The organism is Pseudomonas cavernae, assembly GCF_003595175.1.
GTDB lineage: Bacteria > Pseudomonadota > Gammaproteobacteria > Pseudomonadales > Pseudomonadaceae > Aquipseudomonas > Aquipseudomonas cavernae.
In genome coordinates, this window is the sequence record NZ_CP032419.1 from 2,815,282 (window position 1) to 2,840,782 (window position 25,501).

Sequence of the window (25,501 nt, forward strand, 5' to 3'; positions counted from 1 at the left end):
TCCCACGCTCCGCGTGGGCACGCAGCCCGTGACGCTCGGCGTCACAGAAGCGGACGCGGAGCGTCCAGTGAGGCGTTCCCACGCAGAGCGTGGGAACGATCGCAATCACCCTGTGCGGTCCCGCTGAGGAGACCACAAGATGTTGAATACCCTGCTGCCGATCCTGCTCTTCGCCGCCCTGGCACTGGCCGTGCTCGGCGCCGCGAAGCGCTTCTTCATGTGGCGCCGCGGCCGGCCGGCCAAGGTCGACTGGCTCGGCGGCCTGCTAGCCATGCCGCGCCGCTACCTGGTGGACCTGCACCATGTGGTCGAGCGCGACAAGTACATGTCCAGGACCCACGTCGCCACCGCCGGCGGCTTCGTGCTGTCGGCCCTGCTGGCCGTCGTCGTGCACGGTTTCGGCCTGCACAGCCGGATCCTCGGCTTCGCCCTGCTGGCGGCCACGGTGCTGATGTTCGTCGGCGCCCTGTTCGTCGCCAAGCGTCGGCGCAACCCGCCGGCGCGGCTGTCCAAGGGCCCGTGGATGCGCCTGCCGAAGAGCCTGCTGATGTTCGCCGCGAGCTTCTTCATCGCCACCCTGCCGGTGGCCGGCATCCTGCCGGAAGGCTTTGGCGGCTGGCTGCTTGCCGCCATCCTCGCGGTCGGCGTGGCCTGGGGCGTGTCCGAGCTGTTCTTCGGCATGACCTGGGGCGGGCCGATGAAGCACGCCTTCGCCGGCGCCCTGCACCTGGCCTGGCACCGCCGCGCCGAGCGGTTCTCCAGAAAAGACGGGGGCGGCGGCCGTTCCACCGGCCTCAAGGCACTGGATCTTGAAGACCCGAACACCCCGCTTGGGGTGGAGAAGCCCAGCGACTTCACCTGGAACCAGCTGCTCGGTTTCGACGCCTGCGTACAATGCGGCAAGTGCGAGGCGGCCTGCCCGGCCTTCGCCGCCGGCCAGCCGCTGAACCCGAAGAAACTGATCCAGGACATGGTCATCGGCCTGGCCGGTGGCAACGACGCCAGGTTCGCCGGCAGCCCGTATCCTTCATTGGACGGCATGGGCATCCCGCTCGGCGAACACAGCGGCGGCCCGCACCAGCCGATCGTCTCCCTCAACGGCAAGGCCCTGGTGGATGCCGAAACCCTCTGGTCCTGCACCACCTGCCGCGCCTGCGTCGAGGAGTGCCCAATGATGATCGAGCACGTCGACGCCATCGTCGACATGCGCCGCCACCTGACCCTGGAAAAAGGCGCCACGCCGAACAAGGGTGCCGAGGTGCTGGAGAACCTGATCGCCACCGATAACCCCGGTGGCTTCGCCCCAGGCGGCCGGCTGAACTGGGCGGCGGACCTGAACCTGCCGCTGATGAGCGAGAAGCAGCAGGCCGACGTGCTGTTCTGGGTCGGCGACGGTGCCTTCGACATGCGCAACCAGCGCACCCTGCGCGCCTTCGTCAAAGTGCTGAAGGCCGCCAATGTCGACTTCGCCGTACTCGGCCTGGAAGAACGCGACAGCGGCGACGTGGCCCGCCGGCTCGGTGACGAGGCGACCTTCCAGCAGCTTGCAAAACGCAATATCGCCACGCTGAACCAGTACCGCTTCAAGAAGATCGTGTCCTGCGACCCGCACAGCTTCCACGTGCTAAAAAACGAATACGGCGCCCTAGGCGGCAACTACGAGGTGCTGCACCACAGCACCTTCATCAACGAACTGGTGCAGGGCAATGCCCTCAACCTGGGCCAACACAAGGGCGGCAGCGTGACCTATCACGACCCCTGCTACCTGGGCCGCTACAACGGCGAGTACGAGGCGCCGCGCAATGTGCTCAAGGCCATCGGTATCGAGGTGCGGGAGATGGAGCGTTCCGGCTTCCGCTCGCGCTGCTGCGGCGGTGGCGGCGGCGCGCCGATCACCGACATCCCCGGCAAGCAGCGGATTCCCGACATGCGCATGGTCGACATCAAGGAAACCGGTGCCGAACTGGTGGCCGTCGGTTGCCCGCAGTGCACCGCCATGCTCGAAGGCGTGGTCGCGCCGCGTCCGGAGATCAAGGACATCGCCGAACTGGTGGCGGACGTGCTGATCGAGGTGCCGGTGGAGGCAAAAAAGTCGTCGGCGGCTAAAGCTGCCATGGAGGTGGCGTGATATGAAGACCGCTCCGCGCTTGCTTGCCTCCCCTCTCCCGCTTGCGGGAGAGGGGCTGGGGGAGAGGGCCAGTCGCCTGTCACCCCCTCTCCCTAGCCCTCTCCCCCAAGGGGGAGAGGGCATGCTCAGTTCCGCCCTGGAGACCCTGAGATGAGCGACATCATCCGCCGCGACCCGCGCGCCGAGTGGATCGCCCGCAACCGCCTGCACCCGCTGCACGCGTCCTTGCAGAAGGCTGAAACCAGCTGGATGGGCCCCCACGGCATCATCCGCAAGAACCCCCACGGCATCGGCTTCATCGGCCCCAACGGCCTGAAGCGCATCGACCGCAGCGGCGCCCAGCAGGGCGGCAGCCAGAGGCGTTCGAGCACCAGCGACGTGGTGCAGTTGCCGCTGCACGTGATCGAGCAGCCGGCCTTCCACATCGTGGTGGTGCCGGACATGGTCGGTGGCCGCCTGAGCAGCCACGACAAGGACCTGCTCGGCCTGGCCAACCAGCTGGCCGGCAGCGACGGCGCGGTGGTCGCGGTGATCTTCGGCGAGGACAAGGAAAGCGCCTTCGCTAGCGCCGGCGTCGACCGCCTGTTGCGCATCGACGGCGCCGCCTTCGACGGCTACGCGCCGGAACAACGGGTCCTCGCCCTGAGCGCGGTGGAAAGCCAGCTGGCGCCGCGCCACTGGCTGCTGCCGGACAGCCGCAGCGGCGGCGGCGAGCTGGGCCGCCGACTGGCCGCCAAGCTCGGCGAACGCCCGGCGACCCGCGTCTGGCAAGTGGCCGATGGCCGCTGCATAGGTCGCGCCGGCGCCGGTCGCGAAGACCTGGCCCGCGCCGTGCCACGGCTGATCCTGGCCGCGCCCGAGTGCGCCGAGCCGGTCAGCGAGACCCGCCATGAAGCACGCCCGTTGGAGCTCCACGACAAGATCGCCCACAGCCTGCCGCGCATCGACGACCTCGGCCCGGTGGCCGTGGACCCGGCGGCCATCCCCATGGCCGAGGCCGAGTTCATCCTCTCCGGCGGCAACGGCGTGCAGGACTGGGCTCAGTTCCACCAGGCCGCCGCAGCCCTCGGCGCCACCGAAGGCGCCTCGCGCGTGGCGGTGGACGATGGCCATATGCCGCGCAACCGCCAGGTCGGCGCCACCGGCACCTGGGTCACCGCACGAGTCTACCTGGCGGTCGGCATTTCCGGCGCCATCCAGCACCTGCAGGGCATCGGCGCCTGCGACAAGGTGGTGGCGGTGAATAGCGACCCCGGCTGCGACATGATCAAACGCGCCGACCTGTCGGTGATTGGCGACTCCGCCGCGATCCTTCAGGCGCTGATCGAACGGGTCGCCGCCCATCGCCAGGGAGCAGCCCGCAATGCGGCATAGATACCTAGGGTGGATCGCGCTTCATCGATCCACCACACCTCGGCACCGGTGGATGCAAAAAGCGGCATCCACCCTACGGGAGTCGTTCCATGGCTGAGCTGAACATCATCACCCTGGTTTCCATCGGCGCCCACCCGACCTCGGGCCGCGCCCGCCGGGCCGAGCAGGATGCCCGCGCCGTCGAGCTGGGCCTGCGCCTGGCGGGTGAACGCCTGCAGGTGCTGCATGCCGGCGACCCTGCGGATGAAGCGCTGCGTGCCTACCTGGGCATGGGCCTGGCGGAAATCGCCGTGCTCGAACAGCCGAAGCACGCCGATGCCCTGCCGGTGCTCACCGAGTACCTGCGTGACGCCGGTGCGCAGCTGGTGCTGACCGGCAGCCAGGCGGAAACCGGCGAAGGCTCCGGCATGCTGCCCTTCCTGCTGGCGGAACAGCTGGGCTGGCCGCTGGTGGTCGGGCTGGCCGAGGTGGAAAGCGTGGAGAATGGCGTGGCCCAGGTGCTGCAGGCCCTGCCCCGTGGCCAGCGCCGCCGTCTGCGCGTACGCCTGCCGTTCCTCGCCAGTGTCGACAACGCTGCGCCAGCCGCCCGGCAAAGCGCCTTCGGCCCCGCCCGGCGCGGTCTGCTCAAGGCGCAGGAGGTGGCCCTGGTGGCGGACGCCCTGCTTGGCGAAGCGCAACTGCAGCCAGCCCGCCCCAGGCCGAAACGACTCAAGGTGATCAAGGCCAAGACCGGCGCCGAACGGATGAAGGCGGCCACCGCGAAAGCCTCTGGCGGCGGTGGCCAGGTCCTCAAGGATGTCTCGCCGCAAGCGGGTGCCGAGGCTATTTTCAAACTGCTGCTGGATGAAGGTGTGCTGCGCTGACCGCGCGGCACCGATACCGGAGGAAACAGGCGATGATGCATGCCGATCTGATCGACCAGGAAGACTTCCGCGAGCGCCTGGTGGCGCTGGGGCTCAGCATCCCGCCTGGCGTCAGCGCCGAACAGGCCTGCGAACACGCCGTGCGCGGCCTCAGCCCGGAGCGGGCGGTCGCCTTGCGCCGGCTGGTCGAAGAACTGCTCGGCGGTAGCGCCACCCTGCTGCCGACCGTGCGCGAAGCGATTTCCCGCACCCTGCTGCCGGCCCTGGTTCCCCAATGAGCCGGGCCTAGTAGCCGGTGCGGTTAGTTGGTTACCTCAAGTTCGGATGACTGAGGCTCTGAAACAAGGCGCTGCGACGAGTCATAGTCCGCTATGGCGAGGCGGCAACGCAGTACCAGGGCTTCAGGCGTCGAAATTGACTAATCGAATTAACCCAACAAGCCACTAGCGCCAGGTTCTGTAGGACAAGTCGCCGAGCGAAGGTAGTTTTCGTACGGAAGCTAGAAACCGCAAGGGCCGCGCCCCTTTGCATGCTCCACCCGGTCAGGGCCGGGACGCTGGCGTGCCCGCGGGCATCCACGGCGCGCCGCTATTCGCCGCGAATGTAATGCTCCAGGTGCTGGATCAGGCTTTCCTGCTCGGCGGTGATGTCCCGGACCAGATCGCGGATGGACAGTAGGCCGATCAGCTTGCCGTTTTCGACTACCGGCAAATGGCGCAGCTTTTTCTCGGTCATCAGCTGCATGCAGTATTGATTGCTGTCACGCGGGCCGACGACGAACAACTCGGAGGTCATGACCTCCTCGACACTGGTGGCATAGGCGGAACGCTCCAGCGCCGTCACCCGCCGCACATAGTCGCGTTCGGTGACTATCCCCAGCAGTTGCTCGCCTTCCATCACCAGCAGCGCGCCGATGTCTTTGTCGGCCATCAGGCTGGCCGCTTCGAGCACCGTGGTCGTAGGGCTGGCGCGGTAGATATTGACGTGCGGCTTGGCTCTGAGAATCTCGGCGACTGTTTTCATGCGCGGGCTCCTCGCGGTTGGTCTTTCTTGTAGCTGAGCTTGAGCGCTCGCACGCGCGCCCATCGGTCATGCGATCGATCACCCAACTGCGCCGGCCAAAACGGCAACCTAAGCGCCGCCAAGTACGCCCGGCTCGGCGCGCGTGAGCAGGCGCTCAGTAGTCGATGGCCACGTCGCCGCGCGGCACGCTGCAGCAGGAGAGGATATAGCCTTCGGCGAGGTCCTCGTCGGTGATGCCGCCGTTGTGCTCCATCGCCACCTCGCCGGCGGTCTTCAACACCTTGCAGGTGCCGCAGATGCCCATGCCGCAGGCCTTGGGAATGTGCAAGCCAAGCTTGGCGGCGGCGGCGTGGACGGTTTCGCCGGGGGCGACGCGGATGCTTTTGCCGGTGCTGGTGAAATCCACCAGGCTCAGCTCGCCGGCCGGCAGCTCTGCCGCTTCGGCGGCCTCGGCGGCGTGCTCGCGCACCTCCTCGCGGATTGCCGGCGGGGTCGGACCGAAGGCTTCCTCGTGGTAGCGCCGCATGTCGAAGCCATAGGCTTCCAGCAAGCGCCTGATCGCGCTCATGTAGGGGGTCGGGCCGCAACAGAAGATTTCCCGTTCCATGAAGTCCGCCGCGATCAACTGCAGCATCACCTGGTTCAGGTAGCCGCGGTAGCCGGACCAGGTCTCGCCAATATCGTATTTCTCGCAGATCAGGTGCAGCTTGAAGTTGTCGATGCGCGAGGCCATGTGGCGCAGTTCGCGGTGATAGATGATGTCCTTCGGCGCGCGGGCGCTGTGTACGAAGACCATGTCGACAGCGCCGTTGGTATCGAAGAACCAGCGCGCCATGGACATCACCGGGGTGATGCCGACGCCGCCGGAGAGGAACAGCACCTTGTCCGCCGGGAAGTCGATGGCGTTGAACAGGCCGACCGGGCCGTGCACCGGCAGCACGTCGCCTTCCCTGAGGTTGTCGTGCAGCCAGTTGGAGACCTTGCCGCCCGGTACGCGCTTGATGGTCAGCGAGAAGCTGTAGGGCACCGAGGGCGAGCTGGAGATGGTGTAGGAGCGCATGAGCGGCTGGCCGTCGATCTCCAGTTCCAGGGTGACGAACTGCCCGGGTTTGAAGAAGAACACCATTGGCTGATCGGCCATGAAGCAGAAGGTGCGCACGTCCCAGGTTTCCTGGATAGCCTTGACGCAGCGCACCAGGTGACGGCCGTTGGTCCAGGTCTGGGTGGTCACTGGATTGAGGAAGTTGTTGGTCATGGACGGAGCTCCGCGCACAGCCGGATATCGGCCTCTTGCGACGGATTGTGCGTAACGCAAAAACCGCCTATTTATCCGCCTGCGACATCCACATGCTTATCGCGACCTGCCAGCAACCATCGGCCCTGGCGCGTCGGAAACGGATGTTCCCATGTCGCCCCCGGATAAGGTCGGCCCGTCCCTCCCGGCCAAACTCGACTCCAGCCGAACATAAGGTTCAAGAGCGCACCCGCCCTCAGCCGTACTCGCGGTCGCCACTCGGCAGGCGGAACTGGGGCCATATGCGCCGCCTTGCGTAGCAAACCGATCAGCCATTTTGCGGCGGTCGCCACTGCGACCAGCCAATGAGGAGTTACCGATGGACGTCACTACCAACCTGAGTCTGGGCGACCCGCTGGAGCCGGCACGCAAGGCCACCGCAGCGATGCTCCGCGAGCGCGATCCCAGCTTCTCCTTGCCGCAGCCGTTCTACAGCGACGAGCGTCTGTTCCAGATCGACATGCAGGAGATCTTCCACAAGGAATGGCTGATCGCCGGCATGACCTGCGAGATCCCGGCCAAGGGCAACTACCTGACCCTGCAGATCGGCGCCAACCCGATCATCGTCCTGCGCGGCGCCGAAGGGCAGATCCACGCCTTCCACAACGTCTGCCGCCACCGCGGTTCGCGCCTGTGCGTCAGCGACAAGGGCAAGGTCGCCAAGCTGGTCTGCCCCTACCACCAGTGGACCTACGAACTGGATGGCCGCCTGCTGTTCGCCGGCACCGAAATGGGCGCCGACTTCGACCTCAAGGATTACAGCCTGAAGCCGGTCAAGGTGAAGACCGCCGGCGGCTACATCTTCATCAGCCTCGCCGAGCATCCGCCGGCCATCGACGACTTCCTCGCCACCCTGGCGCACTACATGGAGCCGTACGACATGGAGAACACCAAGGTGGCGGTACAGACCACCTTGATGGAAAAGGCCAACTGGAAGCTGGTGCTCGAGAACAACCGCGAGTGCTACCACTGCAACGGCTCGCACCCCGAGCTGCTGAAGACCCTGCTGGAATGGGACGACGTCACCGACCCGCGCGCCAGCCAGGACTTCAAGGACCAGGTGGCTGCCTGCACCAGCGCCTGGGAAGCCGAGAAGATCCCCTACGCCCACGCCAGCTTCGGCCTGCGCAACCGCATCGTGCGCATGCCGCTGCTCAAGGGCACCGTGTCCATGACCATGGATGGCCAGCCGGGCAGCAAGAAGCTCATGGGCCGCATCCAGAACCCGGACCTCGGCTCGATGCGCATCCTGCACCTGCCGCACTCCTGGAACCACTGCATGGGCGACCACCTGATCGTCTTCACCGTATGGCCGATCAGCGCGCAGGAAACCATGGTCACCACCAAATGGCTGGTCCACAAGGACGCGGTGGAAGGCGTCGACTACGACGTCGCGCGCCTGCGTGAAGTCTGGGACGCCACCAACGACCAGGACCGTCGCCTCGCCGAGGAAAACCAGCGTGGCATCAACTCCAGCGCCTACCAGCCGGGGCCCTACTCGAAGACCTACGAGTTCGGCGTGATCAACTTCCTCGACTGGTACAGCGAGCGCCTGCTCAACAACCTCGGCGATACCCCGGCCACCCGGCTGCGCCAGGTCGGCGCCGAGTAACGGAATCGGGAGCGCCGGCCATGTCCCTGAACCTGTGCGTCGTCATCCTGCTGACCCTCTACGGGCTGACGGCCTGGCGCATCCCGCCGCGCTCCAACGTCACACACTGAGGTCCCGCAAGGACCACCCCTCGCCCCTTCCAGGTCAACGGCCCTGGCGGGGGCTTTTTTTGGCCATGTCCCGGCTGCGTGTAGTAGCGCTTTGTAGGAACTCACTGGCAGGCGATCACTGCCGGACTACGCCGTACCGTAGGTTGGGTTGAGCGCAGCGATACCCAACGAACCGGCGCCGATGGGTATCGCTGCGCTCAACCCATCCTACCGATGCACTCCAGCGCCGGCGCCTGAGCCGGGTAGACGCCAGGAGCGCGCAGCGGCCGCTACAGACGCACGCTGGCAAAACTCGATTCGCCCTGCGCCCGGCTGAGCGCCGCCATGGCCGAGGACGACGACGGCCGCATCAGCTCTTCCGCCATCGGCACCAGGGCTACGACGTTCGCCGAATGCTGCCCGGCGCGCTCGTCACGCGGTGGAATGCCGAAATACTCGCGGTAGCACTTGGAGAAGTGCGGGGTGGAGACGAAGCCGCAGACCGAGGCCACCTCGATGATCGACAGCGCCGTCTGCTTGAGCAGTTGACGGGCGCGGATCAGCCGCAGCTTCAGGTAGTAACGCGACGGCGAGCAGTGCAGGTACTTCTGGAACAGGCGCTCGAGCTGGCGGCGCGAGACGTCGACGTAGCAGGCCAACTCGTCGAGATCGATGGGCTCCTCGAGATTGGCCTCCATCAAGGCGACGATTTCCTGCAGCTTCGGCTGGTTGGTGCCGAGCATGTGCTTGAGCGGTACGCGCTGGTGGTCCTGCTCGTTGCGGATGCGTTCGTAGATGAACATCTCGGAGATCGCCGCCGCCAGTTCGCGACCGTGCTCGCGGGCAATCAGGTGCAGCATCATGTCCATCGGCGCGGTGCCGCCGGAGGCGGTGCTGCGGGTACGATCGATGGAGAACAGCCGGGTGGTGACGGCCGCCCGCGGGTAAGCCTCCTGCATGGCCGCCAGACACTCCCAATGCACGCTGCACTCGTAGCCGTCGAGTAGGCCGGCCTTGGCCAGCGCCCAGCTGCCGGTGCACACCCCGCCCAACTGGCGGCCCTGGCGGCCCTGCGCCTGCAGCCACTGCACATGCTCGCGGCTGACGCTGTGCTGGATGTCCACACCGCCGCAGACGATCACTGCATCCAGCGCCGGCGTGTCGGCCAGGCCGGCGTCGGGGGTGATCTGCAGGCCGTCGCTGGCGCTGATCGCGCGGCCGTCCTGGCTGAGGGTGAACCAGCGGTAGAGCTCACGGCCGGAAAGATGGTTGGCCATGCGCAGCGGTTCCACCGCCGAAGCCAGGGAAATCAGGGTGAAGTTGTCCAGCAGCAGGAAGCCGATGGATTGAGGAACGCGGCTCTGGGCCTGAGCCCCTTGGTTGAACGCAGACATTGCACACCCTCACGCTAGGCACGGTGGAACCTCATACGAGGCTTATTATTATGGTCTGGAACGACATTCCCCAGACGGATGCCAATAGCTAAGGCAAAGGTCATGCCTAAGTTGAATGATCGTTCAATATAAAACTCATAATAGCCATCCAGTGCCCGCTGCATGGGTCTAGGCACTAGCGACAGGAAGGTTCTATTTGCGACCACCAGGCGCCTCGGCGCTGGTGCATGGGGATTCCGGTAGCACGCTAGGGCACAGTGCGCGTCACCCCGCTACGGAAGGAAATGCGCTGTCGGTAACGGACGAACGGTGCGGTCGCCAAACCTCCGCTCCCGACTGTTACCTACCCCACCCGGCAACGCGCACCCAAAGCTGGCAGCGTCGTCCGGGTTGGGCAAAAGCGGTTCAGCACTCGATGGCGCTGACGGCCAGGCCGCCGCGCGAGGTTTCCTTGTACTTGTCGTGCATGTCGGCGCCGGTGTCGCGCATGGTGCGGATCACCCGGTCCAGCGAGATGAAGTGCTCACCGTCACCGCGCAGGGCCATCTGCGCCGCGTTGATCGCCTTCACCGCGGCGATCGCGTTGCGCTCGATGCACGGCACCTGCACCAGCCCGCCCACCGGGTCGCAGGTCAGTCCCAGGTTGTGCTCAAGGCCGATCTCCGCCGCGTTCTCCAACTGCTCCGGGGTCGCCCCCAGCACCTCCGCCAGCCCCGCCGCGGCCATCGCGCAGGCCGAGCCCACTTCGCCCTGGCAGCCCACTTCGGCGCCGGAGATCGAGGCGTTCTTCTTGCACAGGATGCCTACCGCCGCGGCGCCGAGGAAGAAATTCACCACGTCGTCCTCGCTCGCCTCCGGGTTGAAGCGCATGTAGTAGTGCAACACCGCCGGGATGATCCCCGCCGCGCCGTTGGTGGGGGCGGTGACCATGCGCCCACCGGCGGCGTTCTCCTCGTTCACCGCCAGGGCGAACAGGTTGACCCACTCCATGGCGCTCATGGTCGAGCCGATCACGTTGGGCTTGCCCAGCTCCTGCAGGCTACGGTGCAGCTTGGCGGCGCGCCGCCGCACGTTCAGCCCGCCGGGCAGGATGCCTTCGTGCTTGAGGCCGTTGTCCACGCATTCGCGCATGGCCTCCCACAGCCGCAGCAGGCCGCTGCGGATCTGGGCCTCGCTGCGCCAGGCCTTTTCGTTGGCCAGCATCAGCTCGGCCACCCGCAACCGGTGGCGCTTGCACAGTTGCAGCAGTTCTTCGGCGCTGGCGAAGTCGTAGGGCAGCGGCGTGTGATCCTGGTCCAGTTGGCCGGTGGCGGCCTGCTCGGCATCCACCACAAAGCCGCCACCCACCGAGTAATAGGTGTCGCGGTGCAACTCCCCTTCCGCGCCTTCCGCCACCAGGGTCATGGCGTTGGGGTGATAGGGCAGGTTCTCCTCCAGCAGACGCATGTCACGCTGCCAGTCGAAGGCCACCGGCAGGCGGCCGTCCAGCTGTAATTGACCGCTTTCCAGCAGGGCGGCGATGCGCGGGGCGATCTGCCCAGGGTCGATGCGATTCGGCCATTCGCCCATCAGGCCCATGATCACCGCACGATCGGTGCCGTGGCCGACGCCGGTGGCGGACAGCGAGCCATACAGGCGTACCTCGATGCGCCGCACCCGCTCGAGCAAGCGCCGCTCGCCCAAGGCAGTGACAAACAGCGCCGCGGCGCGCATCGGGCCGACGGTATGCGAGCTGGATGGGCCGATACCGATCTTGAACAGGTCGAACACACTGATAGCCACGTGGATCTCCAGAACGGGTGAGTCAGTCACGCCCCATCATCGGCATTTCCCCGCGCCGGCGCCGCCCCACACCGACCCGCTCGTATCCAAACACGTCGCCCGCCGCGGCAAGCTTTTATGTCGAATACGACAGCAGCATCCTGGTTACGACCTGTTTCATAGTCAGCTTCCCACCGCTGCCGCCATCATCCGGGCGCCCGGCGCGCAGGCCTGCAGCAGTCTGTCTAGCCAAGCGGGACCGGCAAAAACCCTCCTGACCCTGCGATGGATTCGCCCATGACTCCAGTTAAATCCTGCTTGATCGCGGCCGCCCTGTACGCCCCGCTGCTGGCCCAGGCCGCGGACCCGGAAACCTGCTCCGCCGTGCGTTTCGCCGATGTCGGCTGGACCGACATCACCGTCACCACCGCCGTCACCCGCTATGTGCTCAGCGAGCTCGGCTATGTCACCAAGGTCAGGCGCCTGTCGGTGCCCGACACTTACAAGGCCATGCAGGAAAATAATGTCGACGTGTTCCTCGGCAACTGGATGCCCAGCATGGAAAACGACATCCGCCCCTACCTGAAGAACGGCTCGGTGCAGACCCTGGGCGCCAACCTCGAAGGCGCCAAATACACCCTGGCGGTGAACCAGGCGGCCTACGACGGCGGCCTGAAGAGCTTCGCCGACCTGGCCCGGTTCAAACAGCAACTGGACGGCCGGATCTACGGCATCGAACCGGGCAACGACGGCAACAAGCTGATCCAGAGGATGATCCGCGACAAGGCCTTCGGCCTCGATGGTTTCAAGCTGGTGGAGTCCAGCGAGAGCGGCATGCTCTACCAGGTCAAGCGCGCCGAACACCTCAAGCAATGGGTGGTGTTCCTCGGCTGGGAACCGCACCCGATGAACAACCAGATAAAGATGCGCTACCTGGAAGGCGGCGATGCCTATTTCGGCCCCAATTACGGTGGCGCGACCGTCTACACCAATGTCAGAAAAGGCTTGGCCGAGGAGTGCCCGAACCTTGGCCAACTGTTGAAAAACCTGCGCTTCAGCCTGACCATGGAGAATCATCTAATGGCGGCCATACTTAATCAGAGCACCAACCGCCGCCGCGAGGCCAAGGCCTGGCTGAAAGCCAATCCCGACACCCTGGCCAGCTGGCTGCAGGGCGTCACCCTGCGCGACGGCAGCCCGATTCCGCAGGGTCTGATGCAGGCGAAAGCACCGTAATACGGCGCATTCAGCGATAAATGAATGGCATGTCGCCGCCCAACATATGAAGGTCGCAAACCGACAATTGCCAAGTCCCCAAGGCTTTATCGTTGGGTCACCCGATTCGTCGCTGCCGGTTCCCGTGGGCCGGCAGACTGAGAGCCCACCGCTCCAGACCGAAGAACCCATAAGCGGCAGCCTTCTCCTCGCATGAAGGCACGCCTACAAGAAATTTCGGAAGTACGCACACCTCCGGTCGAGGTGTTGAATGCCCCAGGGAATGGGTTTCGTAACACTGCCAGAGGGCATTTCCGTTCTCGACAATGTTATCCACACAGGCAAGGCAGTCGGCATCAGCAGGCCGTGCGTCGTCGAGGCGCCGGCTGTGGCTTCGTGTAGCTGACCTGGATGTCTACTGAAGGGGAAATATCCCATGCAGTCTGGAAAGATCGTGGTGCAGAACCTCTACAAGGTTTTCGGTCAACAACCACAGGAAGCGATCGATTTACTCAAGCAGGGCTGGAGCAAGGAGAAGATCCTCGCCGAGCGTGGCGCGGTGATCGGCGTCAGCGACGTGTCGTTCAGCGTCAACGAAGGCGAGATCTTTGTCCTCATGGGCCTGTCCGGCTCCGGCAAGTCGACCCTGATCCGCTTGATCAACCGCCTGATCGAACCCACGGCCGGCGATGTCTTCATCGACGGCCAGAACGTCGCCAAGCTGCCCAAGGCGCAACTGATCGAGTTGCGCCGCCGCGACATGAGCATGGTATTCCAGTCCTTCGCCCTGATGCCTTCGCGCTGCGTGCTGGACAACGCCGCCTTCGGTCTCGAAGTCGCCGGCAAGGGCCGCAAGGAGCGCGAGAAGCGCGCCATGCAAGTGCTCGAGCAAGTCGGCCTGGCCAGCTTCGCGCACAAGTATCCGCATGAACTCTCCGGCGGCATGCAACAGCGCGTCGGCCTGGCCCGCGCCCTGGCGGTCGACCCCTCGATGATCATCATGGACGAGGCGTTCTCCGCCCTCGACCCGCTCAAGCGCCGCGAGATGCAGGACGTGCTGCTGAACCTGCAGAAGGAGCAGAGCCGCACCATCATCTTCGTCTCCCACGACATCGAAGAGGCCATGCGCATCGGCACACGCATCGGCATCATGGAAGGCGGCAAGCTGATCCAGGTCGGCACCCCGCAGGAAATCATCGAGCGGCCCGCCAACGAGTACGTGCGCAACTTCTTCAACACCGTCGATACCAGCCGCTACCTCACCGCCGGCCAGCTGAAGGCCGACAGCGTGCCGCTGTTCGTGCACAACGGCAAAGCACCGGATGCGCTGATGGTCTGCCAGAAGCTGCAGGCCATGGACAAGCACTACGCCTTCATCGTCGACGAGCAGAACATCTTCCGCGGCTCCATCAGCCTGGAGAAGATCGCCCTGCTGGTGGAGGCTGGGCGGCCCCTGGAACTGGAGCAGAACCTGCTCAAACAGATCGAGCCGGTGCCGGAAGACCTGCCGCTGGACTGCGTGATCCAGCGCCTGGTGATCAATGAAGGGCCGATCCCGGTCGTCGATCAGCATGGTCAGTATTGCGGCGCCATCAGCAAGGGCCGCCTGCTGAGCCACCTGCGGGGAGAATGAAGATGAGCGAGAAACTGGATCTGGGCAGCTGGGTCAACGACGTCGTCCAGCACCTGCTGGACAATTACAGCGGCGCCTTCGAGAGCATTGGCGGCCTGGTCAGCGGCTTTTCCGAGCTGATCGAGCGCTTCCTCATGTGGCCACCGGCCTGGGTGCTGATCGCCGTGTTCATCGGCCTCGGCCTCTGGCGCATCGGCGTCAAGTTCGCCGCCTTCACCGCCGCCTCGCTGGTGCTGATCGTGCTCACCGGCTTCTGGGAACAGACGGTGGTAACCCTCGGTCTGACCTTCTCCTCCACCCTGATCAGCCTGATCCTCGGCATCCCCCTCGGTATCTGGGCGGCCAAGAGCCAGCGCGTGGCCTATGTGATCCGTCCGATCCTCGACTTCATGCAGACCATGCCGGCCTTCGTCTACCTGATCCCGGCAGCCATGCTCTTCGGCCTCGGCCGGGTCCCTGGCATCATCGCCACGGTGATCTTCGCCATGCCGCCGGCCGTGCGCCTGACCAGCCTCGGCATCCGCCAGGTGAACAAGGAAATCGTTGAAGCCGGCCAATCGTTCGGCTGCACCGGCTGGCAGTTGCTCTACAAGGTGCAACTGCCGAACGCCATGCCTTCGATCATGGCCGGGGTCAACCAGACCATCATGATGGCGTTGTCCATGGTGATCATCGCCTCGATGGTCGGCGCCGGCGGCCTGGGTAACGACGTGCTGGCCAGCATCCAGCGCCTGGACATCGGCCTGGGCTTCGAAAGCGGCATGGCCGTGGTCTTGCTGGCGATCATCCTCGACCGCATCACCGAAAGCTTCGGCACCCCGCAAACCGCGCCCAACGTCCGTCGCTTCGGCTGGCTGAGCGCGAAGCTGCAGCGCCAATAACCCGCAAGCCAACACCTTGTCCTTTGAACCTGGGAGTCGCAGATGATGAACTTGAAGCAAGTCGTGGGAACCGGGCTGCTGGCCTGTGCGCTGGTGCAAAGTGCCTGGGCCCAGGAGCCGCAGAGCTGCAAGCAGGTGCGTTTCGCCGAAATCGGCTGGGCCGACATCGCCGCCACCACGGGCGTGGCCATGGTGCTGACCGAAGGCCTGGGCTACACCCCGCGCAAGATCATGGCCTCGGTGCCGATCGCCTTCACTGGGGTGAAGAACAAGCAGATCGACGTATTCCTCGGCTACTGGGCGCCGTCGATGGACGCGGTGATCGAGCCCTTCACCAAGGACAACGGCGTCAAGGTGCTGCCGACGCCGAACCTGGCAGGCGCCAAGTACACCCTGGCGGTACCGACCTACGTCGCCGAGGCAGGCCTGAAGAGCTTTCAGGACATCGCCAAGTTCAAGGACCAACTGGACGGCAAGATCTACGGCATCGAGCCGGGCAACGACGGCAACCTGCTGATCGACAAGATGATCAAGGGCAACCAGTACGGCCTCGGCAGCTTCCGCATGGTCGAGTCCAGCGAGGCCGGCATGCTGGTACAGGTGCAGCGCGCGGTGAAGAAGAAGGAGCCGGTGGTGTTCCTCGGCTGGGCGCCGCATCCGATGAATACCCAGTTCGACCTCACCTACCTGGCCGGCGGCGATGAGGTATTCGGCCCGGATTACGGCGCCGCCCGGGTCTATACCGTGGTGCCGCCGGACTACGAAACACGCTGCGCCAACGTCGGCAAGCTGCTGAACAACCTGCAATTCAGCGTCGAGATCGAAAGCCAGCTGATGGAAAAGGTGCTGGACAAGGAAAACCCCACCGTGGTCGCCAAGAACTGGCTCAAGGCCAACCCGGCCGTGCTCGACAAATGGTTGGCCGGCGTGACCACCTTCGACGGCCAGGACGGCGCCGCCGCGGTGAAGAAACACCTCGAGCTGTGATCCCAGCCCCACCCCACCTCTCTGCTTTGTCGCTTGTCGCGGTCTGAATCCCAGGCCGCGACGGGCACAATCGCGAAAGCCGCCTAAGAGCGGACGAGCGGCACGTAGTCAGCTGCCAATCCCACCTGATGGAGCAATACGTATGCGCAAGTTGAAATCCCTCTGTGTGCACACCCTCGGTATCGCCACCCTGGCCCTCGGCCTGGGTCTGGCGCACGCGGCCGACAAACCGGTGCTGAAGATCGGCTACGTCAATGGCTGGGACGACAGCGTCGCCGCCACCCATGTGGCCGGGGAAATCCTCAAGGACAGACTGGGCTACAAGGTCGAGCTGAAACCCGTGGAGCCGGCCATCATGTGGCAGGGCGTGGCCCGCGGCGACCTGGATGCCACCCTCTCCGCCTGGCTGCCGGCCACCCACGGCGAATACTTCGCCAAACTGAAAGACAAGGTGGTGGTCCTCGGCCCCAACTACCAAGGCGCGAAGATCGGCCTGATCGTGCCGGACTACGTCCAAGCCAAGTCCATCGAAGACCTGAACAAGTACGGCAAGGACTTCGACGGCAAGATCACCGGCATCGACGCTGGCGCCGGCGTGATGCGCCGCACCGAGGACGCGATCAAGCAATACAACCTGGACATCAAGCTGATGCCCAGCTCCGGCCCGGCCATGGCCACCGCCCTGACCCGCGCCGAGAAGGCGCAGAAACCGATCGTGGTGACCGGCTGGATTCCGCACTGGATGTTCGCCAAGTGGAAACTGCGCTTCCTCGAAGATCCGAAGAAGGTCTACGGCGATGACGAGCACGTCGACACCGTGATCAACCCGACGCTGCAAACCAAGGCCGCCGATGCCACCGCCTTCCTGAAGAACTTCTCCTGGAACGGCGAGGAAGTCGGCAGCGTGATGCTCGCCATCCGCGACGGCGCCAAGCCGGAGCAGGCCGCCAAAGACTGGATCGCCAAGAACCCCGAGCGCGTCGCCGGCTGGCTGCAGTAACCCGCTCGACACTCCCGGTCGTGCCTGCCGCCAGCGCGGCGTGCGCGACCGGCTGCGGCTGTCCCTGAGCGACAAGCCGTCTCCAGACCGACTTCTTGATTGATCGATCAAATAAAACCGCCCTAGACTGCACGCATCCCAAGCCCACACAGACTGGTGGAGTTACCGATGCCCAAGGTCGGAATGCAACCGATCCGCCGTTCACAGTTGATCAACGCCACCCTCCAAGCCGTCGACCAGGTCGGCATGGGCGATGCCAGCATCGCCTACATCGCCCGGCTCGCGGGGGTTTCCAATGGCATCATCAGCCACTACTTCCAGGACAAGAACGGCCTGCTCGATGCCACCATGCGGCATCTGATGCTCGCCCTCAGCAACGCCGTGCGCGAACGCCGGGCGGTGCTGCGCGATGGCAGCCCGCGCGCGCATCTGCGGGCGATCATCGAGGGCAACTTCGACGACAGCCAGGTCAACGGCCCGGCGATGAAGACCTGGCTGGCGTTCTGGGCCAGCAGCATGCACCACCCGGCCCTGCGTCGCCTGCAGCGGGTCAACGACCGCCGTCTGTACTCCAATCTGTGCTGCGAGTTTCGCCGCGTACTCGGCCTCGCCGAGGCGCGCACGGCCGCCCTCGGGCTGGCCGCCCTGATCGACGGCCTGTGGCTGCGCAGCGCGCTCTCCGGGGAGTCCAATACCGGGCAGGCGCTGCAGATCGCCTTCGACTACCTCGACCAGCAGTTGGCCAAAGCCGACGAGGTGCCGGCGCAGCCAGCGGTCCGCGCCACAGCGCATTGACCTTGCCGGGCCTGCGGCATGGCATGGCATGAAGACCGTAGGATGGGTTGAGCAACGCGATACCCATCCTACGAACTGCCTCCGTCGAGTCCATCGCGGGAGCGCAAACAAAAAAGCCCGGTCCACTGGACCGGGCTTCTTCATTCCAGCTCAGGGGCCGATCAGGCCGCTTCGCCGCGTAGTACCGCCTGCGCAACCGGCGCTGCCTGGCTGGCGGCCAGGTCCGCCTTCATCACCTTGAGCAGGGCGAACATGTAGAGCAACAGCACCACCGAGAACGGCAGGCCGGCCAGCACCACTACGGTCTGCATGGCGGTGAAGTTGCCGGCGAACAGCAGGCCGATGGTGGCCACGGTCACCACCGCCGACCAGAACACGCGCAGCCAGTTGGGCGCGTCCTCGTCGAGGTCGCCACCCTGGCGCGACAGGTTGGCCAGCATCACCGAGCCGGAGTCGGCCGGGGTGAGGAACAACACGAAGCCGACGCAGATCGACACGCCGATAACCACCTTGGACCAGGGGTAATGCTCCAGCAGCAGGTAGATCGACATCGCCGGCTGCTCCAGCGCCGCCTTGCCGAGATCGGCGGCATTCTGGTTCAGCACCAGATCCAGCGCGCTGTTGCCGAAGATCGACAGCCAGGCCAGGGTGAAGCCCAGCGGAATCAGCAGCACGCCGCAGACCAGTTCACGCACCGTGCGCCCGCGGGAAATCCGCGCGATGAACATGCCCACGAACGGTGCCCAGGAAATCCACCAGGCCCAGTAGAACAGGGTCCACAGGCCCATCCACTCCTCACTCTTGCCGGACTGGCCGGTGTAGACGTAGAGGTCGAAGGTCTTCAGCACCAGGCCGTTGAGGTAGTCGCCGAGGTTCTGCACCAGGCCGTTGAGCAGGTGCAGGGTGTCGCCGGCCAGCAGCACGAACAGCAGCAGGCCACTGAACAGGAGGATGTTCAGGTTGGACAGGCGGCGGATGCCCTTCTCGATCCCCGACACCGCAGCCAGGGTGGCCACCGCGCTCATCACCAGGATCACTGCCAGCAGCGCGCCCTGGCTGTGCGGCAGGTCGAACAGGTACTCCAGGCCGGACGACACCTGCAGGGCGCCGATGCCGAGGTTGGTGACCAGGCCCAGCAGGGTGACGAAGATGCCGAAGCAGTCCACCGCATTGCCCACGCCGCCGCGCATCAGGCGCTCGCCGAACAGCGGGTAGAGGGCCGAGCGCAACGCCAGCGGCTGCTTGTGACGGTAGGCGAAATAGCCGACGGCCAGGCCGACCAGCGCGTAGATCGCCCAGCCATGCACGCCCCAGTGCAGGAAGGTCAGCTGCAACGCCTGGCGCGCGGCGAACTGGCTGCCCGGCTCGCCTTCCGGCGGGTTGTAGAGGTGATCGATCGGCTCGGACGCGGCGAAGTACAGCAGCGAGATGCCGATCCCCGAGGAGAACAGCATCCCGGCCCAGGCGCCGTAGCTGAAGTCCGGCCGTTCGTGGTCCTCGCCCAGGCGCAGGTGGCCGTAGCGCGAGAAGGCCACATAGAGGACGAAGAACAGGTAGGCGCCGATGGCCAGCATGTAGTACCAGCCGAAGCTGCGCGACAGCCAGCTCTGCGCCTGGCCCAGCAGGCTGCCGGCGGCATCGGGGAAAAGGATCAGCGCGGCGGTGAGCAGCAGAATCAGGGCGGTCGAACCGAAGAACACGACCGGATTCAGACGCACCTTCTCGGGCTTTGTTGTTATTGCGGAAGCAGTGCTCATGGCGGAGTTGGGCTCCAAGGCAGAAAAAAGGGCACCGCCACGATTTCCCGAAGAAACGGGCGGCCCCGGACTCAAGACCTCTAGACGATCACGCGGGCCGAAGCTCGACACCGCACGCCGGGGGACGACGCGCAGTAGACCGAAAAGGTTCTTACACGCACCCACAGGTACGCCCCTCAGGCGTCTCACCATGGACCAGGAGAGGTGCGGCGAACTGCCGCAGCCAACTCGTGGAGCCGAGCTTATTCTTTGTTGATTGATCGTTCAATAAAAATAAAGTAGCCTGAATTTCGACCTGTTACGGCCGGGAGGACGAGGCCCGCACGCCCGCATCTCCGGCCCGCCTTGCGCGCCATAACCCCATAAGAGAGGACTCACCGATGGCCCGATTCGAAGAACAGAAGCTCTACATTGACGGCCGCTACGTCGACGCCAGCAGCGGCGCCACCTTCGAGACCGTCAACCCGGCCAACGGTGAAGTGCTTGCCAACGTCCAGCGCGCCAGCCAGGCAGACGTCGAGCTCGCCGTCGCCAGCGCCGTCGCAGGGCAGAAGGTCTGGGCCGCGATGACCGCCATGCAGCGCTCGCGCATCCTGCGCCGCGCCGTGGACATCCTGCGTGAACGCAACGACGAACTGGCCGCGCTGGAAACCCTCGACACCGGCAAGCCGCTGGCGGAAACCCGCGCGGTGGACATCGTCACCGGCGCCGACGTACTCGAGTATTACGCCGGCCTGATCCCGGCCATCGAGGGCGAGCAGATCCCGCTGCGCGAAACCAGTTTCGTCTACACCCGCCGCGAGCCGCTGGGCGTGGTCGCCGGCATCGGCGCCTGGAACTACCCGGTGCAGATCGCCCTGTGGAAATCCGCCCCGGCCCTGGCCGCCGGCAACGCGATGATCTTCAAGCCCAGCGAAGTCACCCCGCTGACCGCGCTGAAACTCGCCGAGATCTACACCGAGGCCGGCGTGCCGGACGGCGTGTTCAACGTGCTCACCGGCAGCGGCCGCGAAGTCGGCCAATGGCTGACCGAACACCCGCTGATCGAGAAGATCTCCTTCACCGGCGGCACCGCCACCGGCAAGAAGGTCATGGCCAGCGCCTCCAGTTCCTCGCTCAAGGAAGTGACCATGGAACTGGGCGGCAAGTCGCCGCTGATCATCTTCGAAGACGCCGACCTCGAGCGCGCCGCCGACATCGCGGTGATGGCCAACTTCTTCAGCTCCGGCCAGGTCTGCACCAACGGCACCCGCGTGTTCATCCCGCGCGCGCTGCAGGCGCGCTTCGAGGCCAAGGTGGTCGAACGGGTCAAGCGCATCCGCCTCGGCGACCCGCAGGACGACAACACCAACTTCGGCCCGCTGACCAGCTTCGCGCACATGGACAGCGTGCTCGGCTACATCGCGGCCGGCCGCCAGGAAGGTGCGCGCCTGCTGATCGGCGGTTCACGCGTGACCGACGGCGAATTCGCCAAGGGCGCCTATGTCGCCCCGACCGTATTCACCGATTGCCGCGACGACATGACCATCGTCCGCGAGGAAATCTTCGGCCCGGTGATGAGCATCCTGGTCTACGACAGCGAGGAAGAAGCCGTCCGCCGCGCCAACGCCAGCGACTACGGCCTCGCCGCCGGCGTGGTGACCCGCGACCTGGCCCGCGCCCATCGGGTGATCCACCGCCTGGAAGCCGGCATCTGCTGGATCAACACCTGGGGCGAATCGCCGGCGGAAATGCCGGTTGGCGGTTACAAGCAATCCGGCGTCGGCCGCGAGAACGGCCTGACCACCCTGGCTCATTACACTCGCATCAAGTCCGTGCAGGTGGAGTTGGGCGATTACTACTCGGTGTTCTGAGCCGCTGACCAGACCGAACCCGTAGGGTGGATTAGCCGCGCAGCGGCGTAATCCACCGCTCAGTTTCACGCCCGCCACGGTGGATTACGGCTTCGCCTAATCCACCCTACGTGCGAATCCTGATCCGCGCCGCTCCATGCAGGAAAACCACAGCCATGTCCCAAGAATTCGACTACATCATCATCGGCGCCGGTTCCGCCGGTAATGTCCTGGCCACCCGCTTGAGCGAAGACGCCGACGTCAGCGTGCTGCTGCTGGAAGCCGGTGGCCCGGACTATCGTCTCGATTTCCGCACCCAGATGCCCGCCGCCCTCGCCTTCCCGCTGCAGGGTCGCCGCTACAACTGGGCCTATGAAACCGAGCCAGAACCGCACATGAACAACCGCCGCATGGAATGCGGGCGCGGCAAGGGCCTCGGCGGCTCCTCGCTGATCAACGGCATGTGCTACATCCGCGGCAACGCCCTGGACTTCGACAACTGGGCCAAGACCCCCGGCCTGGAATACTGGAGCTACCTGGACTGCCTGCCCTATTTCCGCAAGGCGGAAACCCGCGACATTGGTGCCGACGACTACCACGGTGGCGACGGTCCGGTCAGCGTGACCACGCCCAAGGCCGGCAACAATCCGCTGTTCCACGCCATGGTCGAAGCCGGCGTGCAGGCCGGCTACCCCGCTACCTCCGACCTCAACGGCTACCAGCAGGAAGGCTTCGGCCCGATGGACCGGACTGTGACCAAGCAGGGCCGCCGCTCCAGCACCGCCCGCGGCTACCTGGATCAGGCCCGCGGCCGCCCCAACCTGACCATCGTCACCCACGCCCTCACCGACCGCATCCTGTTCAGCGGCAAGCGCGCCAGCGGCGTCGCCTACCTGCACGGCGACGGCGACACCCCGGTGACCGTGCGCGCCCGCCGCGAGGTGCTGCTGTGCAGCGGCGCCATCGCCTCGCCGCAGATCCTGCAGCGCTCCGGCGTCGGCCCGGCCGCCCTGCTGCGTGACCTCGACATCCCGGTGGTGCATGACCTGCCAGGCGTCGGCGCCAACCTCCAGGACCACCTGGAGATGTACCTGCAGTACGCCTGCAAGGAGCCGGTCTCGCTCTACCCCGCCCTGCAGTGGTGGAACCAGCCGGGCATCGGCGCCAACTGGCTGCTGCGCGGCAAGGGCCTGGGCAGCAGCAACCAGTTCGAAGCCGGTGGCTTCATCCGCACCCGCCCGGAATTCGCCTGGCCGAACATCCAGTTCCACTTCCTGCCGGTGGCGATCAACTACAACGGCAGCAACGCGGTGAAGGAGCATGGCTTCCAGGCCCACGTCGGCTCCATGCGCTCGCCGAGCCGCGGGCGCGTCCACGCCAAGTCCAAGGACCCGCGCCAGCACCCGAGCATCCTCTTCAACTACATGTCCAGCGAGCAGGACTGGCAGGAGTTCCGCGACGCCATCCGCATCACCCGCGAGATCATGGCGCAACCGGCCCTGGATGCCTTCCGTGGCCGCGAGATCAGCCCCGGCAAGGACGTGCAGAGCGACGCCGAGCTGGACGAGTTCGTGCGCCAGCATGCGGAAACCGCCTTCCACCCGTCCTGCTCGTGCAAGATGGGCAGCGACGACATGGCGGTGGTCGATGGCCAGGGCCGCGTGCACGGCATGCAGGGCCTGCGGGTGATCGACGCGTCGATCATGCCGGAGATCATCACCGGCAACCTCAACGCCACCACCATCATGATCGCCGAGAAGCTGGCGGACCGAATCCGCGGCCGCAAGCCGCTGCCGCGCAGCTCGGCCACCTACCATGTCGCCAATGGCGCGCCGATACGCGGCCAGGCGCTGCGCCCGGCCTGACAAGCAGCCGGCAACAGAGCAACCGCAACCAGGGCTCCGCGCCCTGGTTTTTTTTGGTTCTATACCAGCCCCGCTTTTGTAGGGCGGGTTAGCCACGTAGCGGCGTAACCCGCCAGCGGTGTCGCCCCGAGCTCCGGTGTTCGACAGGGTTGGTGGGTTACGCCTACGGCTAACCCACCCTACGAATCTGGTTTTTTTGGCGCTATCCCGGTTACCTGTTGCCTGGGGTAATGCTCTTTGTAGGAGCGGATTTATCCGCGAACCGGAGATACAGGCGGTGCCAAGCCTTTCGCGAATGAATTCGCTCCTACAGGATCGGTATGGGCTGACACCCCGCACGGCTAATGCGGCGCCCCGGATTACGCCTGGAGTTCATCAGTAGGATGGGTTGAGCGCAGCGATACCCATAGGCGACGGTTCGTTGGGTATCGCTGCGCTCAACCCAACCTACGGAGCTAAGCGGCAGCGGCAAGCCGAGAAGAGTGCCAAGGCGGACTATCCGAGGCAAAAAAAAAGAGGAGCCCGGGGGGCTCCTCGAGGGGGTGACGCCGCGGCTGTGCTACCCACGGCGTCGGGGGGGGGGGGGGTAGGAACGGCGCTCAGGCCGCGCTGAACATCTTGTGCGGGTCGATGACGAATTTCTTCGGCACCCCGGCGTCGAACTCGCCGTAACCGCGCGGCGCGTCGTCCAGGCTGATCACCTGCACACCGACCACTTCGGCGATGTTGATGCGGTCCCACATGATCGCCTGCATCAGCGCGCGGTTGTATTTCATCACCGGGGTCTGGCCGGTGTGGAAGCTGTGCGACTTGGCCCAGCCGAGGCCGAAGCGGATGCTCAGGCTGCCGATCTTCGCCGCGGCGTCCACCGCGCCCGGGTCCTCGGTGACATAGAGGCCGGGAATGCCGATCTTGCCGGCGACCCGCACCACCCCCATCAGCGAGTTGAGCACGGTGGCCGGGGCCTCCTGCTGCACGCCGGCATGCCCATGGCCACGGGCCTCGAAGCCCACCGCATCCACCGCGCAATCCACTTCCGGCTCGCCCAGCAGGGCGGCGATCTGCTCGTGCAGCGGCGTGTCCTTGGACAGGTCGGCGATTTCGAAGCCCTGGGCCTTGGCATGGGCCAGGCGCACCGGGTTGACGTCGCCGACGATGACCACCGCCGCACCCAGCAGGCGGGCCGAGGCGGCGGCGGCCAGACCGACCGGGCCGGCGCCGGCGATATACACCGAGCTGCCCGGGCCGACGCCGGCGGTGACCGCACCGTGGTAGCCGGTGGGTAGGATGTCGGACAGGCAGGTCAGGTCGCGGATCTTCTCCATGGCCTTGTCGCGGTCCGGCAGCTTGAGCAGGTTGAAGTCGGCGTAGGGCACCAGCACGTATTCGGCCTGGCCGCCGGTCCAGTCGCCCATGTCGACGTAACCGTAGGCGCCGCCGGCGCGGGCCGGGTTGACGGTCAGGCAGACCCCGGTGTGCTGCTCCTTGCAGCTGCGGCAGCGGCCGCAGGCGACGTTGAACGGCACCGAGACCAGGTCGCCGATCTTCAGGTTTTCCACGTCGCTGCCCTTCTCGATCACCTCTCCGGTGATCTCGTGGCCGAGCACCAGGCCGACCTGGGCGGTGGTGCGACCGCGCACCATGTGCTGGTCCGAGCCGCAGATGTTGGTGGAAACCACGCGCAGGATGACCCCATGCTCGATCTTCTTGCCGCGCGGATCCTGCATTTTGGGATAGTCGATTTTCTGTACTTCGACCTTGCCCGCGCCGAGATACACGACACCACGATTACCAGACATAAGGTGTTCTCCTTTCTTGTAGTTGGACAAAGGCGCAGCCGACGGCCGCACGACCTTGCACCGGAGTGTTTTGCGTCTTTCATCTGTTGCGCGGGAGAGACCGCCAAGGGCAGAGCGGTAATGCCTCTCCGGTTTTACCTATCCCGGATGCGCATCCGGGATGGGTGATTCAGCTGCGTGGGATGGGTTGAGCGAAGCG

General features: G+C 65.5%; 19 protein-coding genes. 13 read left to right on the forward strand and 6 right to left on the reverse strand.

Annotation, left to right across the window (positions count from 1 at the left end; genetic code table 11):
* Nucleotides 1–139: 139 nt before the first annotated feature.
* From dgcB to D3880_RS12890, 4 genes are all read left to right on the forward strand, one after another.
* Nucleotides 140–2,128: a dimethylglycine demethylation protein DgcB gene (gene dgcB, locus D3880_RS12875; RefSeq protein ID WP_119893845.1), complete on the forward strand. Its 1,989-nt coding sequence runs from the start codon at nt 140–142 to the stop codon at nt 2,126–2,128.
* Nucleotides 2,129–2,278: 150 nt separating this feature from the next.
* Nucleotides 2,279–3,502, forward strand: a complete 1,224-nt coding sequence (gene etfA, locus D3880_RS12880; protein ID WP_119893846.1) for an electron transfer flavoprotein subunit alpha — start codon at nt 2,279–2,281, stop codon at nt 3,500–3,502.
* Between the two features lie 89 nt (nt 3,503–3,591).
* Nucleotides 3,592–4,365, forward strand: coding sequence for an electron transfer flavoprotein subunit beta (gene etfB / locus D3880_RS12885; RefSeq protein WP_119893847.1), 774 nt, complete (start codon nt 3,592–3,594; stop codon nt 4,363–4,365).
* Nucleotides 4,366–4,397: 32 nt separating this feature from the next.
* Nucleotides 4,398–4,643 (forward strand): hypothetical protein, encoded by a 246-nt coding sequence (locus D3880_RS12890; RefSeq protein WP_119893848.1) that lies wholly within the window; start codon nt 4,398–4,400, stop codon nt 4,641–4,643.
* Nucleotides 4,644–4,953: 310 nt separating this feature from the next.
* On the opposite strand, the gene D3880_RS12895 is transcribed toward D3880_RS12890, so the two are convergent.
* Both D3880_RS12895 and gbcB read right to left on the reverse strand, forming a co-directional pair.
* Nucleotides 4,954–5,388, reverse strand: coding sequence for a CBS domain-containing protein (locus D3880_RS12895; protein WP_119893849.1), 435 nt, complete (start codon nt 5,386–5,388; stop codon nt 4,954–4,956).
* 154 nt (nt 5,389–5,542) lie between these two features.
* Nucleotides 5,543–6,643 carry a glycine-betaine demethylase subunit GbcB gene (gene gbcB, locus D3880_RS12900; RefSeq protein WP_119893850.1) on the reverse strand — a complete coding sequence of 367 codons (1,101 nt, stop codon included), beginning with the start codon at nt 6,641–6,643 and terminating at the stop codon, nt 5,543–5,545.
* Nucleotides 6,644–7,001: 358 nt separating this feature from the next.
* On the opposite strand from gbcB, the gene gbcA reads away from it, so the two are divergent.
* On the forward strand, nt 7,002–8,294 hold the full coding sequence (gene gbcA / locus D3880_RS12905; RefSeq protein ID WP_119893851.1) for a glycine-betaine demethylase subunit GbcA: 1,293 nt from the start codon (nt 7,002–7,004) through the stop codon (nt 8,292–8,294).
* Between the two features lie 379 nt (nt 8,295–8,673).
* Here the strand turns inward: gbcA and gbdR are convergent, their stop codons facing one another.
* Together gbdR and D3880_RS12915 are read right to left on the reverse strand one after the other, a co-directional pair.
* The gene (gbdR, locus tag D3880_RS12910) at nt 8,674–9,777 is read right to left on the reverse strand and encodes a choline metabolism transcriptional regulator GbdR (protein ID WP_119893852.1); all 1,104 of its coding nucleotides are present in this window, start codon (nt 9,775–9,777) and stop codon (nt 8,674–8,676) included.
* Nucleotides 9,778–10,182: 405 nt separating this feature from the next.
* On the reverse strand, nt 10,183–11,559 hold the full coding sequence (locus tag D3880_RS12915; protein ID WP_119893853.1) for an L-serine ammonia-lyase: 1,377 nt from the start codon (nt 11,557–11,559) through the stop codon (nt 10,183–10,185).
* A 276-nt stretch (nt 11,560–11,835) separates the two neighbouring features.
* Between D3880_RS12915 and D3880_RS12920 the strand changes: the two genes are divergently transcribed.
* The 6 genes from D3880_RS12920 (at nt 11,836) to betI (ending at nt 18,049) form a co-directional block, all read left to right on the forward strand.
* Complete coding sequence (locus D3880_RS12920; protein WP_119893854.1) at nt 11,836–12,774, forward strand: choline ABC transporter substrate-binding protein; 939 nt, start codon at nt 11,836–11,838, stop codon at nt 12,772–12,774.
* A 415-nt stretch (nt 12,775–13,189) separates the two neighbouring features.
* Nucleotides 13,190–14,386 carry a quaternary amine ABC transporter ATP-binding protein gene (locus D3880_RS12925; RefSeq protein ID WP_119893855.1) on the forward strand — a complete coding sequence of 399 codons (1,197 nt, stop codon included), beginning with the start codon at nt 13,190–13,192 and terminating at the stop codon, nt 14,384–14,386.
* Between the two features lie 2 nt (nt 14,387–14,388).
* Nucleotides 14,389–15,267: an ABC transporter permease gene (locus D3880_RS12930; protein WP_119893856.1), complete on the forward strand. Its 879-nt coding sequence runs from the start codon at nt 14,389–14,391 to the stop codon at nt 15,265–15,267.
* Nucleotides 15,268–15,309: 42 nt separating this feature from the next.
* Nucleotides 15,310–16,254, forward strand: coding sequence for a choline ABC transporter substrate-binding protein (locus D3880_RS12935; protein ID WP_119893857.1), 945 nt, complete (start codon nt 15,310–15,312; stop codon nt 16,252–16,254).
* Nucleotides 16,255–16,396: 142 nt separating this feature from the next.
* Nucleotides 16,397–17,254: a glycine betaine ABC transporter substrate-binding protein gene (locus tag D3880_RS12940; RefSeq protein ID WP_119893858.1), complete on the forward strand. Its 858-nt coding sequence runs from the start codon at nt 16,397–16,399 to the stop codon at nt 17,252–17,254.
* Between the two features lie 168 nt (nt 17,255–17,422).
* Nucleotides 17,423–18,049 carry a transcriptional regulator BetI gene (gene betI, locus D3880_RS12945; RefSeq protein WP_119893859.1) on the forward strand — a complete coding sequence of 209 codons (627 nt, stop codon included), beginning with the start codon at nt 17,423–17,425 and terminating at the stop codon, nt 18,047–18,049.
* A 161-nt stretch (nt 18,050–18,210) separates the two neighbouring features.
* Here betI and D3880_RS12950 read toward each other — a convergent pair whose 3' ends face one another.
* Nucleotides 18,211–19,749, reverse strand: coding sequence for a BCCT family transporter (locus D3880_RS12950; protein ID WP_119895736.1), 1,539 nt, complete (start codon nt 19,747–19,749; stop codon nt 18,211–18,213).
* A 437-nt stretch (nt 19,750–20,186) separates the two neighbouring features.
* Between D3880_RS12950 and betB the strand changes: the two genes are divergently transcribed.
* Both betB and betA read left to right on the forward strand, forming a co-directional pair.
* On the forward strand, nt 20,187–21,659 hold the full coding sequence (gene betB, locus D3880_RS12955; protein ID WP_119893860.1) for a betaine-aldehyde dehydrogenase: 1,473 nt from the start codon (nt 20,187–20,189) through the stop codon (nt 21,657–21,659).
* Nucleotides 21,660–21,814: 155 nt separating this feature from the next.
* Nucleotides 21,815–23,503: a choline dehydrogenase gene (betA, locus tag D3880_RS12960; protein WP_119893861.1), complete on the forward strand. Its 1,689-nt coding sequence runs from the start codon at nt 21,815–21,817 to the stop codon at nt 23,501–23,503.
* Between the two features lie 599 nt (nt 23,504–24,102).
* Here the strand turns inward: betA and fdhA are convergent.
* Nucleotides 24,103–25,302: a formaldehyde dehydrogenase, glutathione-independent gene (gene fdhA / locus D3880_RS12965; protein WP_119893862.1), complete on the reverse strand. Its 1,200-nt coding sequence runs from the start codon at nt 25,300–25,302 to the stop codon at nt 24,103–24,105.
* Between the last annotated feature and the right edge of the window lie 199 nt (nt 25,303–25,501).